The organism is bacterium, from assembly GCA_037128595.1.
GTDB lineage: Bacteria > Verrucomicrobiota > Kiritimatiellia > CAIKKV01 > CAITUY01 > JAABPW01.
In genome coordinates this window covers 68,203-84,993 of the sequence record JBAXWB010000009.1, presented here as the reverse complement: position 1 = coordinate 84,993, position 16,791 = coordinate 68,203, and the positions used below count along the sequence as shown (strand labels likewise).

The window sequence follows — 16,791 nt, the reverse complement described above, 5'->3', positions numbered from 1 at the left end:
CAGATGATTACTGAAGGAGTCGTGTTGGGCCATGAATGAATCATTGAAATTAAGACAGAGCATCACCGACGTGAGACGCGTGGTGGTCAAGATTGGCAGTCGCGTGTTGGTTCAAAAAACGGGGCGTCCTGAGCACCGGCGAATCAGGGGGTTGGTCGCCGAAATGGCGAAACTTCGCCAAGCGGGTGTTGAAGTCCTTCTCGTGACGTCCGGAGCCATTGGGGCGGGGATGGAGGCTTTGGGGATGGCGTCACGGCCGACGGAATTGCCGGATCTCCAAATGGCAGCGGCCGTGGGGCAAAGCCGGTTGATGGCCACTTACGACAAGTTGTTTTTAGAAAAGCGCTGTAAAGTCGGGCAGGTGTTGCTGACTCATGATGATTTCAACCATAAGATTCGTCAGACGAATGCCCGGCGTACCATCGAGAACATGCTGCGGCACAAGGTCATCCCGATCGTGAACGAAAATGATGTGGTCGCTGATGAGGAAATCCGGGCCGATATCAAGCTGGGTGACAATGATTTCCTGGCCTCCCTGGTGGTCCGGATGATCCGTGCTGATCTTCTGATAATTTTGAGTACGGTGGACGGGCTTCGGGCTCCCACGGCAAAGGGCGGAACCCGGCGGGTGCCTTACCTGGAGCGGGTTGACAAGAAGACACTGGCGCTGGTAACAGGGCAGAAAAACGCGCTTTCAAAGGGCGGTATGGGCTCCAAACTTCGCGCCGCCAAACTGGCGGCCCAGGCCGGTTGCCATGTCGTGATTGCGGATGGGCGGAAATCGGGGAATATCACCCGTGTAGTTCAAGGGGCGGATGTTGGGACTTTTGTGGTGGCATCACTGTAAGCATTGAGAAGGCGGTATCTATGGGGCTTCATGAAGATATGGTGGCAATGGGCCAGAAAGCGGTGATCGCTTCACGGGGGTTGGCACGATTATCTGCCAGGAAGAAAACGGCCATTCTGCTGGCGATGGCTGATGAGGTGGAGGCCCAACGGGATAATATCAAAAAAGCGAACGCGCTGGATGTGGAGGCCGCCAAAACGACGGGGATGACGGCCGCGTTGATAGACCGCCTCTCTTTGACCGATTCACGTATTAATAATATGGCCAAGGGGTTGCGTGAAGTGGCTGGCCTCAAGGATCCGGTGGGCACGGTGATCAGCCGGTGGATCCGTCCCAATGGACTGGAGATTGTCAAAGCCCGGGTTCCCATTGGTGTCATCGCGATCATTTATGAAGCTCGCCCGAACGTGACTTCGGATGCGGCCGGGTTGTGCTTTAAAACTTCGAATGCCGTTATATTGAGGGGGGGAAAGGAATCCCTCCAATCCAATGGGGCGATTGTGCAGGCCTTGCAAGCAGGTGGGGCAAAAGTCGGCCTCCCTGAAAATGCCATCCAATGGGTACCGACCACTGATCGCGAGGCCGTCAAGGAATTGGTTCAGCTGGAGGGTCTGGTTGATCTGGCTATCCCGCGCGGGGGCGAGACGCTCATCCGTGCAGTGGTTGAGCAGGCGCGCATTCCGGTGATCAAGCACTACAAAGGGGTATGTCATACCTATGTAGATCAAACGGCTGATTTGGATAAGGCCCTGAAAATTTGCGAAAATGCAAAGTGTCAGCGTCCGGGCGTATGCAATGCCATGGAAACACTGCTGGTTCATGAGGCGGTTGCGGCCCTGTTTTTGCCCATGATCGCCCAGCGACTCGGGGTTGAGCTGAAGGTTGAACTTCGCGGGGACGAGGCGTCACGTGCCATTGTGCCCGCCATGAAGTTGGCCACAGAGGCGGATTGGTATGCGGAATATCTGGATCTGGTGCTTGCCGTGAAAGTGGTTCCCTCGGTGACGGCCGCAATCGAACACATCAACAAATATGGCTCCAATCACTCGGATGCCATCATTTCAGAGTGCGAGGAAGCCCAGAAGGAATTCACCCATGATGTGGGGTCTGCGGTGGTTTATGTCAATGCCTCTACGCGTTTTACGGATGGCGCTGAATTCGGCATGGGTGCGGAGATTGGCATCAGTACCGATAAGCTTCACTGCCGCGGTCCGATGGGCCTTGAGGAATTGACCACCTATAAATATGTGATTACCGGTGATGGCCAGGTCCGGGAGTGATCAGCGTGCAGTTCATGACGCGTTCAAAGTTTCGCATCATCACGGCCCGGACTTCCTGAAGGGTGGGGCATTTTTCGCCCAGGATTTTCTGCAATGACGTGACCTTTTCTCCGTAGAGTCCGCAGGGAACGATGGCCTCAAACCCACTCATGTTCGGGTTCACATTAAAACTCATTCCGTGGGATGACACCCATTTTTTAAAACGGATGCCGATGGCGGCAATTTTCCCCTGATCGGTCCAGACGCCTGTTTTTCCTTTTCGACGGAAGGCATTCACGCAAAAGGCGCTGGCGGTCAGAATGGCGATTTCCTCCAGTTTTCCGACAAAGGCATGAACATCGGCGTCGGCTCCCGTCAGCTTCATGATAGGGTAGAGAATGAGTTGTCCCGGTGCATGATAGGTAACGTCCCCGCCCCTTGGCGTTTCAAACATCTCAATGCCTCGCGTTGCCAGGGTTTCCTTTGAAATCAGCAGATGGTCGGTTTTTGCCCGGACGCCAAGTGTGATCACCGGGGTATGCTCGAGAAGAATCAACTGATCCGGGATTTTGTCGGTCTGGCGATCCATCACCCACTGTTCCTGGAGGTGAAGCCCTTCAGCATAGGGAACCGGTTGCGTAAAGATGGTGACCTGCGTCTCCATGGAAGGCTACCAGGCGCGTTTAACGGTGTATTCCGCTAGCGCAATCAAAGGGGTTGGGTCCCCGGGAAGGGACCGGATGGCGTTGGTAGCCCGGGTAACCAATTCATCAGCTTTTTTTCGGCTGGCATCCAATCCGTGAACGGCCACATAGGTCAGTTTCTTCAGTTCTTCGTCGTTGCCAACCGGTTTCCCCAGTTGCTCCGCTGTGGCGGTTACGTTGAGGATGTCATCAGCGATTTGAAAGGCGAGCCCTGCGCATTCACCGTACTGGGTGAGGGCGTCCAGGGCGGCCGGGGAGGCCCCCCCGCAAAGGCCGCCCATGCGAACCGAGGCCCGCAACAAAGCGGCCGTTTTATGGCGGTGAATATAATCGACGAGATCCGCGTCGGCCGCCTTACCTTCTGCGGCCAGATCCTCCACCTGCCCGCCAATCACGCCCTGACTGCCCGAAGCGGTAGCGAGTTCAAGGATGAGTTGGCTGGCCTGGTAGGGGGCCGGCGGGGTGGAGCGCGAAAGCCATTCGAAGGCCAGAGTGAGAAGGGCATCCCCGGCGAGAAGTGCATTGGCTTCGCCAAAAACCACATGGGAGGTCGGGCGACCGCGTCGGAGCGCGTCATCATCCATGCAGGGAAGATCATCGTGAATAAGGGTGTAGGTGTGGAGGATTTCAATGGCAATGCCCGGCAAAAGAGCGTGTTTTGAATCCCCCCCCACCGCTTCACAAGCGGCCAGGCAAAGGATCGGGCGCAGGCGTTTGCCGCCCGCCATGACGGAATACCGCATCGCCCGATGCAAGACGGCCGGGCGGGTGGTTTCTGCAGGGAGCATCCGGTCCAATTCCGTCTCAACGGATTGTCTCCGGCCATCAAGAAAGGCGTTCAAATCAAACATAGCTTCACCTTACGATTCTCATGCCGCTGGCTCAAGCCCAGAAAACGGGCGGTGACATCCTTGAATACCCTGATGGAGTTTGATAGGGTGAGTTCAGATTGGGGCCTATCAACATGGAAAAACGTGAAATAATAGAGTTAAGCGTCCTATATCGAATCTCCCAGGCGGTGGCTCACCGGCGTGATATTTCAGCCCTTTTGCAGGAAGTGTTCGATATTCTTGAAAAAGACATGGGGTTGTCTTTTGGGACCCTGACGTTGCGGCGACCCGATACCGATGCCTTTGTGATAGAGGCCGCGCGCGGGATGACTCCTGAGGAACATAAGCGGGGGCAATACCGTTTGGGCGAGGGCATTACCGGTACAGTCGCGAAGAGCGGGAAGCCCGAGATTGTGCCCGATATTAGTCAGGATCCGCGTTTTTTGAATCGCACGCGTGCCCGCAAAGGGGGACCGGTCGCCTTTATTTGTGTGCCGATCATTCACCATCGGCAGGTGATTGGGACTATAAGTATAGATCGCCCCGCCGCTGAAAAAAGCAAATTGGAGAAAGATCTCGAATTCCTGAGGCTGGTTGCGAATCTGCTGGCTGAAGCCGTGGCGAGTATCCGGGAGCAGATTGTTGAGCAGGAGAGCCTGAAGGCCGAAAATGAACGGTTGCGGCGGCAGTTGGGTGATAAATATCAACCTCATAATCTGGTCGGGAATTCAAAGGAAATGAGGGTGGTGTATGATCAGGTGGCCCAAGTGGCCGACAGTCAGGCCACGGTATTGATTCGGGGCGAGACAGGCACCGGAAAGGAATTGGTTGCCCGCGCCATCCATTTCGGAAGTTCACGGCGCGGCAATCCGTTTATCAGTGTCAATTGCGCCGCGTTGCCGGAAAATCTGATTGAGAGCGAGCTGTTCGGGCATGAGAAAGGCTCCTTTACCGGGGCGGCCCAGTTGCGAAAAGGCCGGTTCGAATTGGCCAATGGCGGGACACTGTTCTTGGATGAAATCGGTGATATTACCCCTGCTGTACAAGTGCGCCTGTTGCGGGTTTTGCAGGAGCGCTCTTTTGAGCGGGTGGGCGGGAATGTGCCGATTAACGTCAGTGTCCGTGTCATTGCGGCGACCAGCCGGAACCTGGAGGATGCCATCCGGTCGGGCCGTTTCCGGGAAGATCTTTATTATCGACTCAATGTATTTCCCATCCATCTGCCACCGCTCCGCGAACGTCGGTCGGATATCCTGCAGTTGGTCGATCATTTCCTGCAGAAATACAATGACGCCTATGGCAAGAAGGTCAAGCGGATCTCCACTCCTGCGATCAATATGATTATGGCCTATCACTGGCCGGGAAATGTCAGGGAATTGGAAAATTGCATGGAGCGGGCCGTGCTGACGGCGACCGACGAGGTGATTCACGGCTATTCTCTTCCCCCCACTTTACAGACGAGTGAGGCCACCAATACGGCCTTGTTGCCGGAATCAGGGGCCAGTCTTCAGACGATGGTCGAATCGTTTGAGCGTGAAATCATTGTGGATGCCTTGAAGCGACATCGGGGAATTGCCGCGGCCGTGGCACGTCATCTTCAGACTACTCAGCGGGTCATCAATTACCGGATCAAGCATCTGGGGATTAATTCCCAGGATTACCGGCAGTAATCTCTTAATGAGTTGCGAATTTCCGCAGGTATTTCATGGATATCGTAAGGTCTTTGGACCAGGCGGCATCAATGATAAGGGGATTCCCAGTCAGGGGATGGATCAGCTCAAGCCGTTCGGCATGCAGGGCGGTGCGCGCCATTAAAGGATGTTCGCCTTCCCGCTTCATCCGGTAATGTTTTTTCAATTCTGACAACAATAAGGGAAAGCCGGTCCCGTAGTCATGATCGGCTACCAGCGGGCAACCCACTTCACGAAGATGAACCCGGATTTGATGGGGGGCTTCCGTTACGGTTTCGGCCTTAATCAGGGAATAGCCGCGAAATGATTCAAGCTGCGTGACATGGGTGACGCAGGGTTTGCCGCGATGGTGATCCACAACGGTGATTCCCGGGTGAACCAGACTGTGGGCGAGAGGAAGCGATATTTCCATTTCAGGTTCGGCGAGTGTTCCCTGCACAAGGGCCACATAAGAATGGCGGGGTTTCTGCTGGTGGAACTGACGGGCAAGATGGGTAAGCGCTGTCTTGTTCCGGGCAAAAATGGCGATGCCGCTGGTTCCTTGATCGAGCCGATGCACATGGGCGAGATAGCTTAATTTGCGGGATTTGGCCCAGGGGCGCTGAAGGTGAATACCTGCATGGATGAGGCTGAGAAGATTTTCCCGGGATTTGTCGAGCCGATCGGGAGCAATGAGGAGACCGGCCGGCTTGTTAATCGCCATGAGGCTGTCATCCTCCATCAGGATTTCCACCTCGGGCCATGATGAGTTAAGACGAATCAGATTGGGGGAAGCGGATTTACCCATAATAACGTTCTTTTCGGTGGGCCTGATCAGTTGCCTGATGAGGGGATTTTTTGCATGCATTCAGTAATGTCAAGGAGTCGGAAAGGCTTGGGCAAGACCGCCTTAAAGCCGTGGGCTTGGTACGAGGCGATCATGGTGTCGACTGACGACCCGCTGGCCATTATGGCGTAAACGGAGGGATCCAGGGCCCGTAGTTTTTTAATCGCATCTATTCCCCCCATACCCGTTTGAACGGTGAGATCCAATATCACGGCAAGGTAGGGGGTTTGGGCTTTAAGCGCTTGAGAAAACATAATAATGGCTTCTTCACCACTGGGTGCCGTATCCACATCATAGCCAATACGATTTAAGAGCAGGGTGCAGATTTTGCATATGGACGGATCGTCATCCATGACTAGAACTTTTGGCTTCATGTTTTGAAATGCTATCAATGTTCAGCTCGTTTGTCGAAGCTTTGCTTACGGCAGATTTTGATTATGCCGCCCTTAATTACCAGATGCGGACTATTTGGTGCAATGCGCCAGGACGTGGACAAAGAGTCCATCCCGCAACTTTGGCTCAAACCAAGTGCTTTTTGGAGGCATGATCCCGCCTACATCGGCAATATCCATCAGCTGTTCGACTGTGGTCGGATGCATCGAGAATGCCACGGCATGGTCTCCCCCGGCGATGCGTTTCTCCAGTTCAGCGGTCCCTCTGATGCCTCCGACAAATTCGATGCGCTTGCTTGTTCGCGGATCATCAATGCCCAGGACAGGAGCCAGAAGGCGTTCCTGGAGAACGGAGACATCCAGTCGTGACTCAAGCGGCGTGTTGGCGGGCAGGGTCCAGCGGAGTTCGTACCAGGTGTTTGCCAGCAGCATGCATATGGATCCGGGTGCGGCTGGCGTTGGGGTTGCTGCCAGGCTAACGCTGAAACGGCTCCGGACCGCTTCGAGGAACGCCTCAGGGGTGAGCCCGTTAAGGTCTTTCACAAGCCGATTATAGGCCAGAATCTGCATTTGGCTTGCAGGAAATAAGACACCCAGGAACCAGTTGTAGGATTCATTCCCGGTTTGTTCGGGGTGGACCGTCCGGCGTTCCTTGGCCACACGCACCGCGGAAGCGGCGCGGTGATGTCCATCGGCAATGTATGCTACAGGAACACGACTGAATGCGGCGGATACTTTTTCGGGGTTGGCAAATTTCCATCCTGCGTGGGCGACTCCATCAGGGGCAACGAAATCGAACAAGGGGGCGGTTTTTTCCGTTTCTGCGGCAAGGCTGTTAAGCGTCGGGTCATCGCGATACAGCAGAAATACAGGACCGGTTTGTGCATTCAGGGCCTTGATGTGGCGAGTGCGGTCATCTTCTTTGTCCTGCCGTGTTTTTTCATGGATTTTGATGATTTTTTGTTCGTACTCGGCGGTTGAACAGCAGGCAACGATTCCCCGCTGAACATGATTCCCCATCGTTTGGCGGTAAAGGAAAAGCTGGGGGGTGGATTCCTGAATGAGAATCCCATCCTTTTGGAAGCGATTCAAGGTGTCACAGCCTTGTTTATACACCTGGTCGCTATAAGGGTCTATGCCGGGGGTCATGTCAATCTCAGCCCGGGAAATGTGCAGAAAGCTATAGGGATTTCCCTCAGCCAATCCAGCCGCTTCCGCGGTGTTGACGACATCATAAGGAACGGCGGCAACTTTGGCGGCCAGATCCGGACGGGCGCACCATGATTTGAACGGTCTAATTTGCATGATCGATCTCCTGCGTGTTATGGCCATCGGGTTCCGTTGATGTCCGTAGTGATCATAGAATCTCGACTTCCGAAAAACAATACTCTATGTTTAAGAAAAGAGGGACTGAGATTTATGGCAGGTAAAGACGACAGTCATCAGCAGGCAGACTTGGAAAGCCAGGTATGGAGCGCCATCGCCGCATTTGAGCAGATTGTTGAAACTATCCCGAATGATCGGGTCTCGCTTGAAGCGTTGTCGCATGCCTACGAGCAAGTGGGAGACTTGTCGCGGGCTCGTGAATATCTGACGCGGCTGGCTAACGTGGTCATTGAGGAAAATGACCGGGATGCCGCTGATTTTTTGCGCGAGCGTTTTTTGCGTTTTGCCGCGACCGATCCTATTGCCAAAGATGCCGGCGCAAGAATAGAACAGTTTCTGAATGAGGGTCAGCCCCAGGCGAAGCAGTTTGATTTGTCGACTGAGCCGCTTGTGCCGGAACCCAAAACAGAAGATGATTCTGAAAGTCGTAATGCCCATGTGGCCTCGGAGCTCTCTTTTGCGTGGACACTGTTCCAGGCGGGCGAGCTGACCCAGGAGGATTATGCCGTGGTGGCTCAGGATTTAAGCGTGATATCCACTAGCTCCGCCTTGGTAACGGTTTCCGTGCTCCATGCGCTTCACGATCGGGGGAATCGGAATCTGGACCGGATTATGGCCTTTGCCGCCCGGGATTCTGCCGTTCCGGTTGTGCCTTTGTCATTGTTTGAAATTACAGAGACGGCGGTGAATTCCCTGCCCCGTGAATTCATGCTCCGCTATGGGGTCCTGCCGTTCGAGCTGATGGGGAGTGACATTCTGGTTGTCGTATTGAATCCGTACAATAAGACGCTCCGGCAAAAAGTGCAGTCGATGATCGGGCGGAGATGCCATTTCTTCATGACCCCCCCGGTGGATTTTGATTCCATGATGGACCGGTTCGTGAAGAAAGACACCAAGACCCCTGCCGGAAACATTACTCCGTAGAAGCGCCTACGGAAAGAAGCTTGACCTCTCCACTGTATCGCAGCTTCACTTTCTGCTTGTCTATGGATTCAATGGTTACGCCCTCGATTGTTTCGCCGGGGCTCAGCATCTGACCATTCATAATGGCGGCACTGCGTCCATTTTTTGAACTCCCGATGATTCCTGAGACCACCAGTTTCGGCCATATCACAGGGAGCTCCAGTTTTGCCGGTGCGGGGGAGGGGGCGGAGGGTTTGAGCGCTGGCAAGGCTTTTTCCACCACAGGAATGATCGGAGGGGCCGGGCTGGCTGGCGCCTCAAGAGCCGGTGGTGGAGTTACCGGTGTCGCGGGTAACCCTTCTTGCGGGGGTGGCTTCGGGATAGACGGGACCATAACCGGTGAGGGGGGGGGGGTGACTGATTTTGACGTGTCATTTGTGCGAGGAGCCGTGGGCGGAAGACTCGGCGCATGGGTGGCGATGACCCCTTTTGTATTCACTATGTCGGGTTTCGTTTGCCAGAGTTTCATACCGAACACCAGAAGCCAGATAACAAACAGAATGGCGAGCACTCCTGCTCCTGCGATACCGGCCAGTAGGGCCCAGGGGCGACGGGGTGACGCTTCTGCCGGCGGGGCATCCGGCGGGGCTTCATCAGGGGATGGGCTGGGTATCGGGGGGGGAGGGGGGGAAGGGGGGGCTGATTTTTCACTCTCTTCCCTTTGTTTGCGCAGGGCTTCTTCAATCAGACTCACGGTAGCCTCCAGTTGTTTGACATTCTAAGTTCTTATCACAGATGCGGGCTTTCGTCAAAAAGCTTTGAGTTCCGCTTGCAAGTTCTGTAGGTTGCTCCTCTTGTGTGGTTCATAATTATCGACTGTCGCATTATTGAAAGGTGAGGTGTACATGGCTACCCCAGATTTTAAGTCGGCCTATAAAACCATTATGGATGATCATTTCACCCCGCGTTTGGAAATTAGTTTTGTAGATGACCAGGGTGGACGCCAAACGCTGAGCTACGAGAAAACGGCCTGGCAGATTGATGGAGTGCGTAAGGGGCTGCGATATGGCGAAAATCCCGGTCAGGAAGCCGCTCTTTATAAGTTGGTAGGGGGAAATTTGAGGTTGGGGGATGTAACGTGTATTCAGCCCGGCCGTTATCTGGCCTCGGATGTGGAGCTCTTGCAGTCCGGAAAACACCCCGGAAAGACAAACATCACCGATGCCGACAATGCCTTGAATGTTCTGCGTTATCTCATGGATGACCCCTGTGTGGTGATCGTCAAGCATAACAATCCCTGTGGTGCGGCCAGGTCGTCTTCGTTGGCTGACGCCTACCGAAAGGCCAATAGTGCAGACAGAGTGGCGGCTTTTGGGGGGGCGATTGCCTTGAATCGCGCCGTCGATCAGGAAACGGCGGAGTTAATCGCCCGGAATTATGCCGAGGTGGTGATCGCTCCTGAGTTTGAATCAGGGGCAATGGCTATTTTTGCGAAGAAAAAGAATCTGCGCGTCATGAGGATCGGGAATATGGCACGCCTGCAGGAATTCGATGGAGGGGTGGTCGTGGACATGAAGTCGCTCATGGACGGGGGGCTTGTTGTTCAGACCTCTTTTGTGCCCAGGACGAAGGCGCAGGCGGATCTGGCACCGGCCCAAGCCCTTTACAAAGGTAAGGAATACAAGATCAACCGCCTGCCAACAGAGCAGGAGTATTCAGATCTGCTGTTCGGCTGGCTGATTGAATGCGGTGTCACCAGTAATTCGGTGCTCTATGTGAAGGATGGCGTCACCGTTAGTATCGGGGCCGGCGGTCAGGATCGGGTGGGGATGGCGCAATATGCAAGGGACAAGGCGTATCGCAATTATTCTGACAGGATTTGCTGGGAGCGCTACGGCGTACCCTATAGTAATTTGAGTGATGACCACCAGCGCAAGGCGATCGATGAAGAGACGCTTGCCGCAAAGGGCGGCCTGGCCGGGTCCTGTATGGTGTCGGATGCCTTTTTCCCTTTCCGGGATGGGGTCGAGGTGGGACTGAGGGAGGGGATCGCGGCCGTGATTCAGCCGGGAGGGTCGGATCGTGATTTTGAAGTGATCGACGCCTGTAACGAGGCGGGGGCCGCAATGGTGTTCACGGGCCAGCGGTGTTTCAAGCACTGAGGAGTCTGTATGCTTTGCGAATGCTGTCAGCAAAATGAGGCCACGATTCACCTGACTCAGATGGTGGATAACCAATCACGGGAACTGCATCTCTGCGAGGGCTGTGCAGAGGAAAGCGGTATGAATGTGCAGAATGTGATGTCGATTCCTGAAATCCTTTTCGGGTTGGGGTCACCCGGCGCTTCTGCCAAGGAAAATGGTCAGACCTCGACCCGGAGCTGCCCGCATTGCCACATGCGGGATTGTGATTTTAAAAAAACGGCCCGTCTGGGATGTCCGCGATGCTATGAGGCGTTTGCAGAAGAACTCGGACCCATGCTCGCTGCCATGCACAAAGGAACGAAGCATGCGGGGAAAATTCCCGGCTGTTTAAAGGAAACGATCGCCAAGGCCGCCCTCTGCGAGGAATTGAATAAACAATTGGAGCGCGCCATCCGTGACGAAAAATACGAGGAAGCGGCGTTGTTGAGGGATCGTATCCGGGAGGCCACCCATGCGTCTGGATGATTTGATTCATCGTCCTGCGGCCTGGTTGACCTCGGAAGGCCCTCCGGGGATTGTGGTGAGCAGCCGGATCCGATTGGCACGTAATATTGAGGGATTGGCTTTCCCGGGTTGGGCCGGGGATGAAGAGTGTGTGCGAATCCAGGCGCAGGTGTGGGAGATGCTTCAAGGGGTGAGCGGACTCTCCCCTTGTCTGGCGGTTGATATGGCGTCGCTGAGTGCGGTGGATCGTGACTTTTTGCGTGAGCGCCACTTGATCAGCAATGATCTGGCGCAGAAATCCAAAGGCAGTGGGGTGGTGATCCGTGCGGATGAATGCCTGAGCGTCATGGTGAACGAGGAAGATCATCTGCGTCTTCAGGCATTGCGTAATGGTTTGCAGTTGAATGAGTTATGGGCTGACGTCAATGAACTTGATACTCAGATAGAGCAGCATGTCCGGTTTGCGTTTTCACCCGCCCTGGGATACCTGACGGCCTGTCCCACGAATGTCGGTACGGGCCTGCGCGCCAGTGCCATGCTGCATGTGCCCGGTTTGCGGCTGATCAACGAAATTGACCCCATTATCAAGGGACTTACGAAAATCGGGCTGGCGGTGCGGGGCTTGCAGGGGGAAGGGACTGAAGCGTCCGGAAACATGTTCCAGATTTCAAACCAGATGACGCTGGGTGAATCGGAACCCGTGATTATTGACCGGTTGGCCAGGATTGTCACGGAGGTGGCCCAGCATGAGGCCAATGCCCGGATCCGGCTTCAAGAGCAGCGCGGGGCCGCGATTGAGGATTTTGTAGGACGGGCCTACGGGGTTCTGAGTCATGCCCGGGTTTTGAATTCGCGCGAAGCCCTGGATATGTTGTCTGCGTTGCGTTTCGGCTGTGAACTCGGTATAATTTCAAATTTGAAACTTCCGGACTTGAATAGGCTGGTTCTTTATTCGATGCCGGGACATTTGCAAAAATCAGAGGGGCGCCTCATTCCGCCGGATGAGCGGGATTATGTGCGTGCCCGATTAGTGAGAGAGACCGTTCGACAGGCGTCGATGTAAACGATGCCCTGCCGATATCAGCAGGAATCATGACTTATGGATAATTCAGGAAATTATACACCGCGGGCCAAGCAAGTGATCCAAATTGCCCGGACCGAGGCGGATCGGTTTAATCACGCCTATGTCGGCACTGAGCACCTATTGCTTGGTCTGGTGGCGCTTGGGCAGGGGGTGGCGGTTACCGTGCTTGAGCGGATGGGGATCTCGCTGGAGTCACTGCGCCTTGAAGTTGAAAAAGCCGTGGGGCAGGGACCGGAAACAAAAACGGCGGGGAATGTCCCGTTTACTCCGCGTGCTAAGAAGGTGTTGCAATTGGCGACGGCCGAGGCTCGCGCCCTCCAGCACACCTATGTGGGAACCGAGCATATATTATTAGGCCTCTTAAGGGAGGGGGAAGGGGTCGCCGCCCAGGTGCTCCGGACGCTGAACGTGGATCTTGATACCACGCGTATCGAAGTGATGCGGGAACTGGATCCGAATTATGAGCCCGGTGAAGGGGAGGAGCCGCCTGAGCCCGGTGCCAAGCAGCCCAAGCAGGAGCAGACGGACAAGCCGAAGACTCCCGCGTTGAATGCGTTTGGCCGTGACCTGACAGAACTCGCCCGGAAGGGAGGCTTGGACCCGATGATCGGGCGGGAGTCCGAATTGGAGCGATGCATACAGATTCTCTGTCGCCGGACCAAGAATAATGCCGTCCTGCTGGGGGAGGCCGGGGTCGGTAAGACGGCGATTGTGGAGGGATTGGCCCAGGTGATTGTGAGCGGGCTCGTACCCGATATCCTGCGCAGCAAACGCGTGATCGCCCTGGATCTGGCCCTGATGATTGCCGGGACGAAATACCGTGGTCAGTTTGAAGAGCGGATCAAGGCGGTCATGGAAGAGATCCGGCGCACGGGCAATGTGATCCTGTTCCTGGATGAAATTCACACCATTGTGGGTGCGGGATCTGCCGAAGGGACTCTGGACGCTTCGAATATTCTCAAGCCGGCTCTGGCACGCGGCGAGCTTCAGTGCGTAGGGGCCACCACGTTGAATGAGTATCGGAAATATATCGAGAAAGACAGTGCGCTGGAGCGGCGGTTTCAAACGGTGCAGGTAAATGAGCCGAGCGTGGATGATGCCATCCGGATCCTCAAGGGAATCCGGCACAAATATGAGGAGCATCATAATGTCAAAATTACGGATGAGGCCATTGAGGCTGCCGCCCGTCTGACTGACCGGTATTTGTCGGGGCGACACCTGCCCGATAAGGCCATCGATACCATTGATGAGGCGGGGGCCCGGGCCCGGATTGCCGCCACCACCCGATCCCCTGAACTCCGGCGGAAAGAAGCGGCCATTGAGAAAATCAGGATTGAGAAAGAAGCGGCGATCAAGGGACAGAAATTTGAAGAGGCCGCCCGGTTGCGGGACCTGGAACGGCGCGAACGCGAAGAGCTTGAGGGTAGCGTGAAGAAGTGGCAGGAGGCCGCTAAGAAGAAAAAAGTCAAAGTCACTGATGAAGAGGTGATGGCGGTCATTTCCAAGTGGACGGGGGTTCCTCTCAAGAAAATGGAGGGGAAGGAGTTGGCGCGCCTGCTTCAGATGGAAGCGGAATTGGAAAAGACGGTCATTGGGCAAAAGGAAGGCATTGTCACCATTTCCAAGGCGTTGCGACGGTCCCGGGCGGATCTCAAGGATCCCCGGCGACCTATCGGCTCCTTTGTGTTCCTCGGCCCCACCGGTGTCGGGAAGACACTCCTTGCCAAAACACTGGCTGAATTCATGTTTGATGAGGCGGATGCGCTGATTCAGTTGGACATGTCGGAATATATGGAGAAGTTCACGGTCTCCCGCCTGGTGGGCTCTCCGCCGGGGTACGTGGGGTATGAAGAGGGGGGCCAACTTACGGAAAAAGTCAGGCGGCGTCCCTATTCCGTGATCCTGTTTGATGAGATCGAGAAGGCCCATCCTGATGTCATGCATATGTTGTTGCAGATCATGGAGGAGGGGCGTCTGACGGATAGCGCCGGGCGACATGTTGACTTCAGAAATACGGTCATCATTCTGACGACCAATCTCGGTTCGGATTTTATCCGAAAGGGAGGGCTCGGCTTTACGGAATCAAGTTCCGTGATGAATTACGAGACCCTGAAGGCGCGGATGCTGGATGAAGTGAAGCGGACATTTAAACCCGAATTCCTGAATCGCATTGATGAAATTGTCGTGTTCCGCCAGTTTGACAGGCCGGAAATGTTCCGGATCCTGGAATTGGAGATCTCGAAGGTGACGGCACGTCTTGACCGCAAGGGCATTCATCTGGTGATGACGCCCGAGGCTCAGGAATTTTTGCTCGAAAAGGGATTTGATCAGGCCATGGGGGCCCGTCCCTTACGGCGGGCCGTTCAGCGTTATCTCGAGGATCCTCTGGCTGAAGATATTTTGCGGGGCGACTTTGCTGGCGCAGACAAGGTCTCCGTGGTCAAGACGGATGGCGGATTGGTGTTCAAAGCCGTTCCCGGCAAAAAGGTGAAAGCCACCTGACCCTTTGTGGAGTCTGGATTGGGGAGCATACCGTGTTCGAGACACTCACGCATTCATTAGAGTCGGTTTTTAAAAAACTGCGGGGATATGGCCGGCTGACAGAGCCGAATATCCGTGATGCCATGAGGGAAGTGCGGATGGCCTTGCTGGAGGCCGACGTGAACTTCGAAGTGGCACGCGACTTCATCACACGGGTGAGTGAGAAATGCGTCGGGGAGGAAGTGCTGCACAGCATCACACCCGGTCAACAGGTCATCAAGCGCGTGCATGATGAGCTGGTGACACTGCTGGGCGGGGCGAAAAATCGACGCCTGGAATTGAATCCGAAGCCGGCGCCGGTCATGCTGGTCGGGTTGCACGGCTCCGGGAAAACCACCACTTCCGCCAAGCTGGCGGCGCTCTGGAAGAAAGACGGCAAGAATGTCCTGCTGGTCGGCGCTGATATCCGTAGGCCTGCCGCGGTCGATCAACTGCGGGTCCTGGCCCAGCAAGTGGGGGTGGATATGTTGGCCCCCGAGCCGGGTGAAACCGTGCCCGCGCTGGGCCGTCGTGCGTTAGACAAGGCTGAAGCCACCGGGCGCGATGTGGTGTTGTTTGATACCGGCGGGCGCTTCCAGATTGATGATGAACTGGTCCGGGAACTGACGGACTTGCGCGAAACCGTCAGGTGCCACAATACCGTTCTGGTAGTGGATGCGGCTATCGGGCAGGAGTCGGTACATGTCGCTGAAGTCTTCCACAAAGCCCTTGATCTCAAGGGCCTGATTCTTACCAAGCTTGACGGAGATGCCCGGGGTGGTGCGGCCCTGTCGATTCAAAGCGTGACGGGCTGTCCCATCCTCTATACGGGCGTGGGGGAACGCATCGGGGAACTGGAGCCGTTTTATCCCGAGCGCATGGCGTCACGGATTCTGGGAATGGGCGATATTCTGAGTCTGGTGGAAAAAGCACAGGAATCCGTTGACTTCTCCCAGATGGTGGAAATGGAAAAGAAGATCCGGAAAAACCGCCTGGATCTGGAAGATTTCCTGGGGCAGATTGCCCAGCTACGCAAGATGGGATCCGTGGAGAGTTTATTGGAGATGATTCCCATGGGCGGGGCCGTAAAAGCGAAACTCAAGGAAGCGGGTGGGGGCGAGGATTTTACCCGCTTCACCACTCGTGCAGAGGCCATTATCCGCAGTATGACGGTTCAGGAACGACGGCGTCCGGAGCTCCTGAATGCCAGCCGGAAAAGGCGGGTTGCCGCCGGGAGCGGGACCCAGGTTCAGGATGTGAATGAGTTGCTGAAACGCTTCGATCAGGCCCGTGAAATGACAAAACGGATGGGGTCGATGCAAAAGAGGTTGCGCCGCCGTTGAGAATGTGTAATAGTGCGCCGCTTTTTGAGTCTTGGCGACGAACCCCTTTTGGGGTTCGGGTCGTGTGTTTGTTAGGGAGGCATTGAATGTCAGTAAAAATTAGAATGACCCGTACGGGTGCGAACAAGGATATTTGTTATCGAGTGGTAGCCGCCGACAGCAGATCCCCTCGTGACGGAAAAAACCTTGAAGTTATCGGTTGGTATGATCCCAAGAGAAAAGGGATTAATTTCAATTTGAAGATGGATCGTATTGATCATTGGGTCAGCAAAGGGGCCCTCGTCAGCGACACGGTAAAAAGCTTGATCAAGAAGCACAAAGCAGCCTCTGCCCCGAAGGCATGAGTGATTCTGTGCCG

At 55.1% G+C, this 16,791-nt stretch carries 16 protein-coding genes; 10 read left to right on the top strand and 6 right to left on the bottom strand.

The genetic code is table 11. The features are described from left to right. Window positions 1–31 precede the first annotated feature (31 nt). Window positions 32–847 (top strand): glutamate 5-kinase, encoded by an 816-nt coding sequence (gene proB, locus WCS52_07465; GenBank protein ID MEI6167017.1) that lies wholly within the window; start codon window positions 32–34, stop codon window positions 845–847. 20 nt (window positions 848–867) lie between these two features. Continuing rightward, entirely contained in the window at window positions 868–2,127 is a 1,260-nt protein-coding gene (locus WCS52_07460) for a glutamate-5-semialdehyde dehydrogenase (protein MEI6167016.1), read from the top strand. On the opposite strand, the gene lipB is transcribed toward WCS52_07460, so the two are convergent. Beyond that, window positions 2,099–2,770, bottom strand: coding sequence for a lipoyl(octanoyl) transferase LipB (gene lipB / locus WCS52_07455; protein ID MEI6167015.1), 672 nt, complete (start codon window positions 2,768–2,770; stop codon window positions 2,099–2,101). The two genes, WCS52_07460 and lipB, sit on opposite strands and share 29 nt — an antisense overlap. A 6-nt stretch (window positions 2,771–2,776) precedes the next feature. After that, window positions 2,777–3,661, bottom strand: coding sequence for a polyprenyl synthetase family protein (locus tag WCS52_07450; GenBank protein ID MEI6167014.1), 885 nt, complete (start codon window positions 3,659–3,661; stop codon window positions 2,777–2,779). Window positions 3,662–3,774: 113 nt separating this feature from the next. Here WCS52_07450 and WCS52_07445 point away from each other — a divergent pair, with 113 nt between their 5' ends. Continuing rightward, window positions 3,775–5,310 (top strand): sigma 54-interacting transcriptional regulator, encoded by a 1,536-nt coding sequence (locus WCS52_07445; protein MEI6167013.1) that lies wholly within the window; start codon window positions 3,775–3,777, stop codon window positions 5,308–5,310. A 4-nt stretch (window positions 5,311–5,314) separates the two neighbouring features. On the opposite strand, the gene WCS52_07440 is transcribed toward WCS52_07445, so the two are convergent. The 3 genes from WCS52_07440 to WCS52_07430 all read right to left on the bottom strand — a co-directional run bounded on the left by WCS52_07440 (window position 5,315) and on the right by WCS52_07430 (window position 7,854). Next, window positions 5,315–6,118 (bottom strand): RluA family pseudouridine synthase, encoded by an 804-nt coding sequence (locus WCS52_07440; protein MEI6167012.1) that lies wholly within the window; start codon window positions 6,116–6,118, stop codon window positions 5,315–5,317. A gap of 26 nt (window positions 6,119–6,144) precedes the next feature. After that, window positions 6,145–6,531, bottom strand: a complete 387-nt coding sequence (locus tag WCS52_07435; GenBank protein MEI6167011.1) for a response regulator — start codon at window positions 6,529–6,531, stop codon at window positions 6,145–6,147. Window positions 6,532–6,621: 90 nt separating this feature from the next. Continuing rightward, the gene (locus WCS52_07430) at window positions 6,622–7,854 is read right to left on the bottom strand and encodes a DUF1015 family protein (GenBank protein ID MEI6167010.1); all 1,233 of its coding nucleotides are present in this window, start codon (window positions 7,852–7,854) and stop codon (window positions 6,622–6,624) included. Window positions 7,855–7,968: 114 nt separating this feature from the next. Between WCS52_07430 and WCS52_07425 the strand changes: the two genes are divergently transcribed. Next, a complete protein-coding gene (locus tag WCS52_07425) occupies window positions 7,969–8,859 on the top strand; it encodes a hypothetical protein (GenBank protein MEI6167009.1) in 891 nt (296 codons plus the stop codon). Here the strand turns inward: WCS52_07425 and WCS52_07420 are convergent. After that, on the bottom strand, window positions 8,849–9,592 hold the full coding sequence (locus WCS52_07420; protein MEI6167008.1) for a hypothetical protein: 744 nt from the start codon (window positions 9,590–9,592) through the stop codon (window positions 8,849–8,851). The two genes, WCS52_07425 and WCS52_07420, sit on opposite strands and share 11 nt — an antisense overlap. 151 nt (window positions 9,593–9,743) lie before the next feature. Here WCS52_07420 and WCS52_07415 point away from each other — a divergent pair, with 151 nt between their 5' ends. The 6 genes from WCS52_07415 (at window position 9,744) to rpsP (ending at window position 16,777) form a co-directional block, all read left to right on the top strand. Next, window positions 9,744–11,000, top strand: coding sequence for an IMP cyclohydrolase (locus WCS52_07415; protein ID MEI6167007.1), 1,257 nt, complete (start codon window positions 9,744–9,746; stop codon window positions 10,998–11,000). 9 nt (window positions 11,001–11,009) lie between these two features. After that, a complete protein-coding gene (locus tag WCS52_07410; protein MEI6167006.1) occupies window positions 11,010–11,507 on the top strand; it encodes a UvrB/UvrC motif-containing protein in 498 nt (165 codons plus the stop codon). Next, entirely contained in the window at window positions 11,494–12,549 is a 1,056-nt protein-coding gene (locus WCS52_07405; GenBank protein ID MEI6167005.1) for a protein arginine kinase, read from the top strand. Before WCS52_07410 ends, WCS52_07405 begins: the two co-directional genes overlap by 14 nt. Window positions 12,550–12,585: 36 nt before the next feature. Then, window positions 12,586–15,072, top strand: coding sequence for an ATP-dependent Clp protease ATP-binding subunit (locus tag WCS52_07400; GenBank protein ID MEI6167004.1), 2,487 nt, complete (start codon window positions 12,586–12,588; stop codon window positions 15,070–15,072). 32 nt (window positions 15,073–15,104) lie between these two features. Further along, window positions 15,105–16,433, top strand: a complete 1,329-nt coding sequence (ffh, locus tag WCS52_07395; GenBank protein ID MEI6167003.1) for a signal recognition particle protein — start codon at window positions 15,105–15,107, stop codon at window positions 16,431–16,433. 86 nt (window positions 16,434–16,519) lie between these two features. After that, the gene (gene rpsP, locus WCS52_07390; GenBank protein MEI6167002.1) at window positions 16,520–16,777 is read left to right on the top strand and encodes a 30S ribosomal protein S16; all 258 of its coding nucleotides are present in this window, start codon (window positions 16,520–16,522) and stop codon (window positions 16,775–16,777) included. Window positions 16,778–16,791: the final 14 nt, after the last annotated feature.

Excerpts from the sequence above, each read along its gene's own strand:
- proB (MEI6167017.1), top strand. The coding sequence starts at position 32 with ATGAATGAATCATTGAAATTAAGACAGAGCATCACCGACGTGAGACGC.
- WCS52_07460 (MEI6167016.1), top strand. The coding sequence starts at position 868 with ATGGGGCTTCATGAAGATATGGTGGCAATGGGCCAGAAAGCGGTGATC.
- lipB (MEI6167015.1), bottom strand. The coding sequence starts at position 2,770 with ATGGAGACGCAGGTCACCATCTTTACGCAACCGGTTCCCTATGCTGAA.
- WCS52_07450 (MEI6167014.1), bottom strand. The coding sequence starts at position 3,661 with ATGTTTGATTTGAACGCCTTTCTTGATGGCCGGAGACAATCCGTTGAG.
- WCS52_07445 (MEI6167013.1), top strand. The coding sequence starts at position 3,775 with ATGGAAAAACGTGAAATAATAGAGTTAAGCGTCCTATATCGAATCTCC.
- WCS52_07440 (MEI6167012.1), bottom strand. The coding sequence starts at position 6,118 with ATGGGTAAATCCGCTTCCCCCAATCTGATTCGTCTTAACTCATCATGG.
- WCS52_07435 (MEI6167011.1), bottom strand. The coding sequence starts at position 6,531 with ATGAAGCCAAAAGTTCTAGTCATGGATGACGATCCGTCCATATGCAAA.
- WCS52_07430 (MEI6167010.1), bottom strand. The coding sequence starts at position 7,854 with ATGCAAATTAGACCGTTCAAATCATGGTGCGCCCGTCCGGATCTGGCC.
- WCS52_07425 (MEI6167009.1), top strand. The coding sequence starts at position 7,969 with ATGGCAGGTAAAGACGACAGTCATCAGCAGGCAGACTTGGAAAGCCAG.
- WCS52_07415 (MEI6167007.1), top strand. The coding sequence starts at position 9,744 with ATGGCTACCCCAGATTTTAAGTCGGCCTATAAAACCATTATGGATGAT.
- WCS52_07410 (MEI6167006.1), top strand. The coding sequence starts at position 11,010 with ATGCTTTGCGAATGCTGTCAGCAAAATGAGGCCACGATTCACCTGACT.
- WCS52_07405 (MEI6167005.1), top strand. The coding sequence starts at position 11,494 with ATGCGTCTGGATGATTTGATTCATCGTCCTGCGGCCTGGTTGACCTCG.
- WCS52_07400 (MEI6167004.1), top strand. The coding sequence starts at position 12,586 with ATGGATAATTCAGGAAATTATACACCGCGGGCCAAGCAAGTGATCCAA.
- rpsP (MEI6167002.1), top strand. The coding sequence starts at position 16,520 with ATGTCAGTAAAAATTAGAATGACCCGTACGGGTGCGAACAAGGATATT.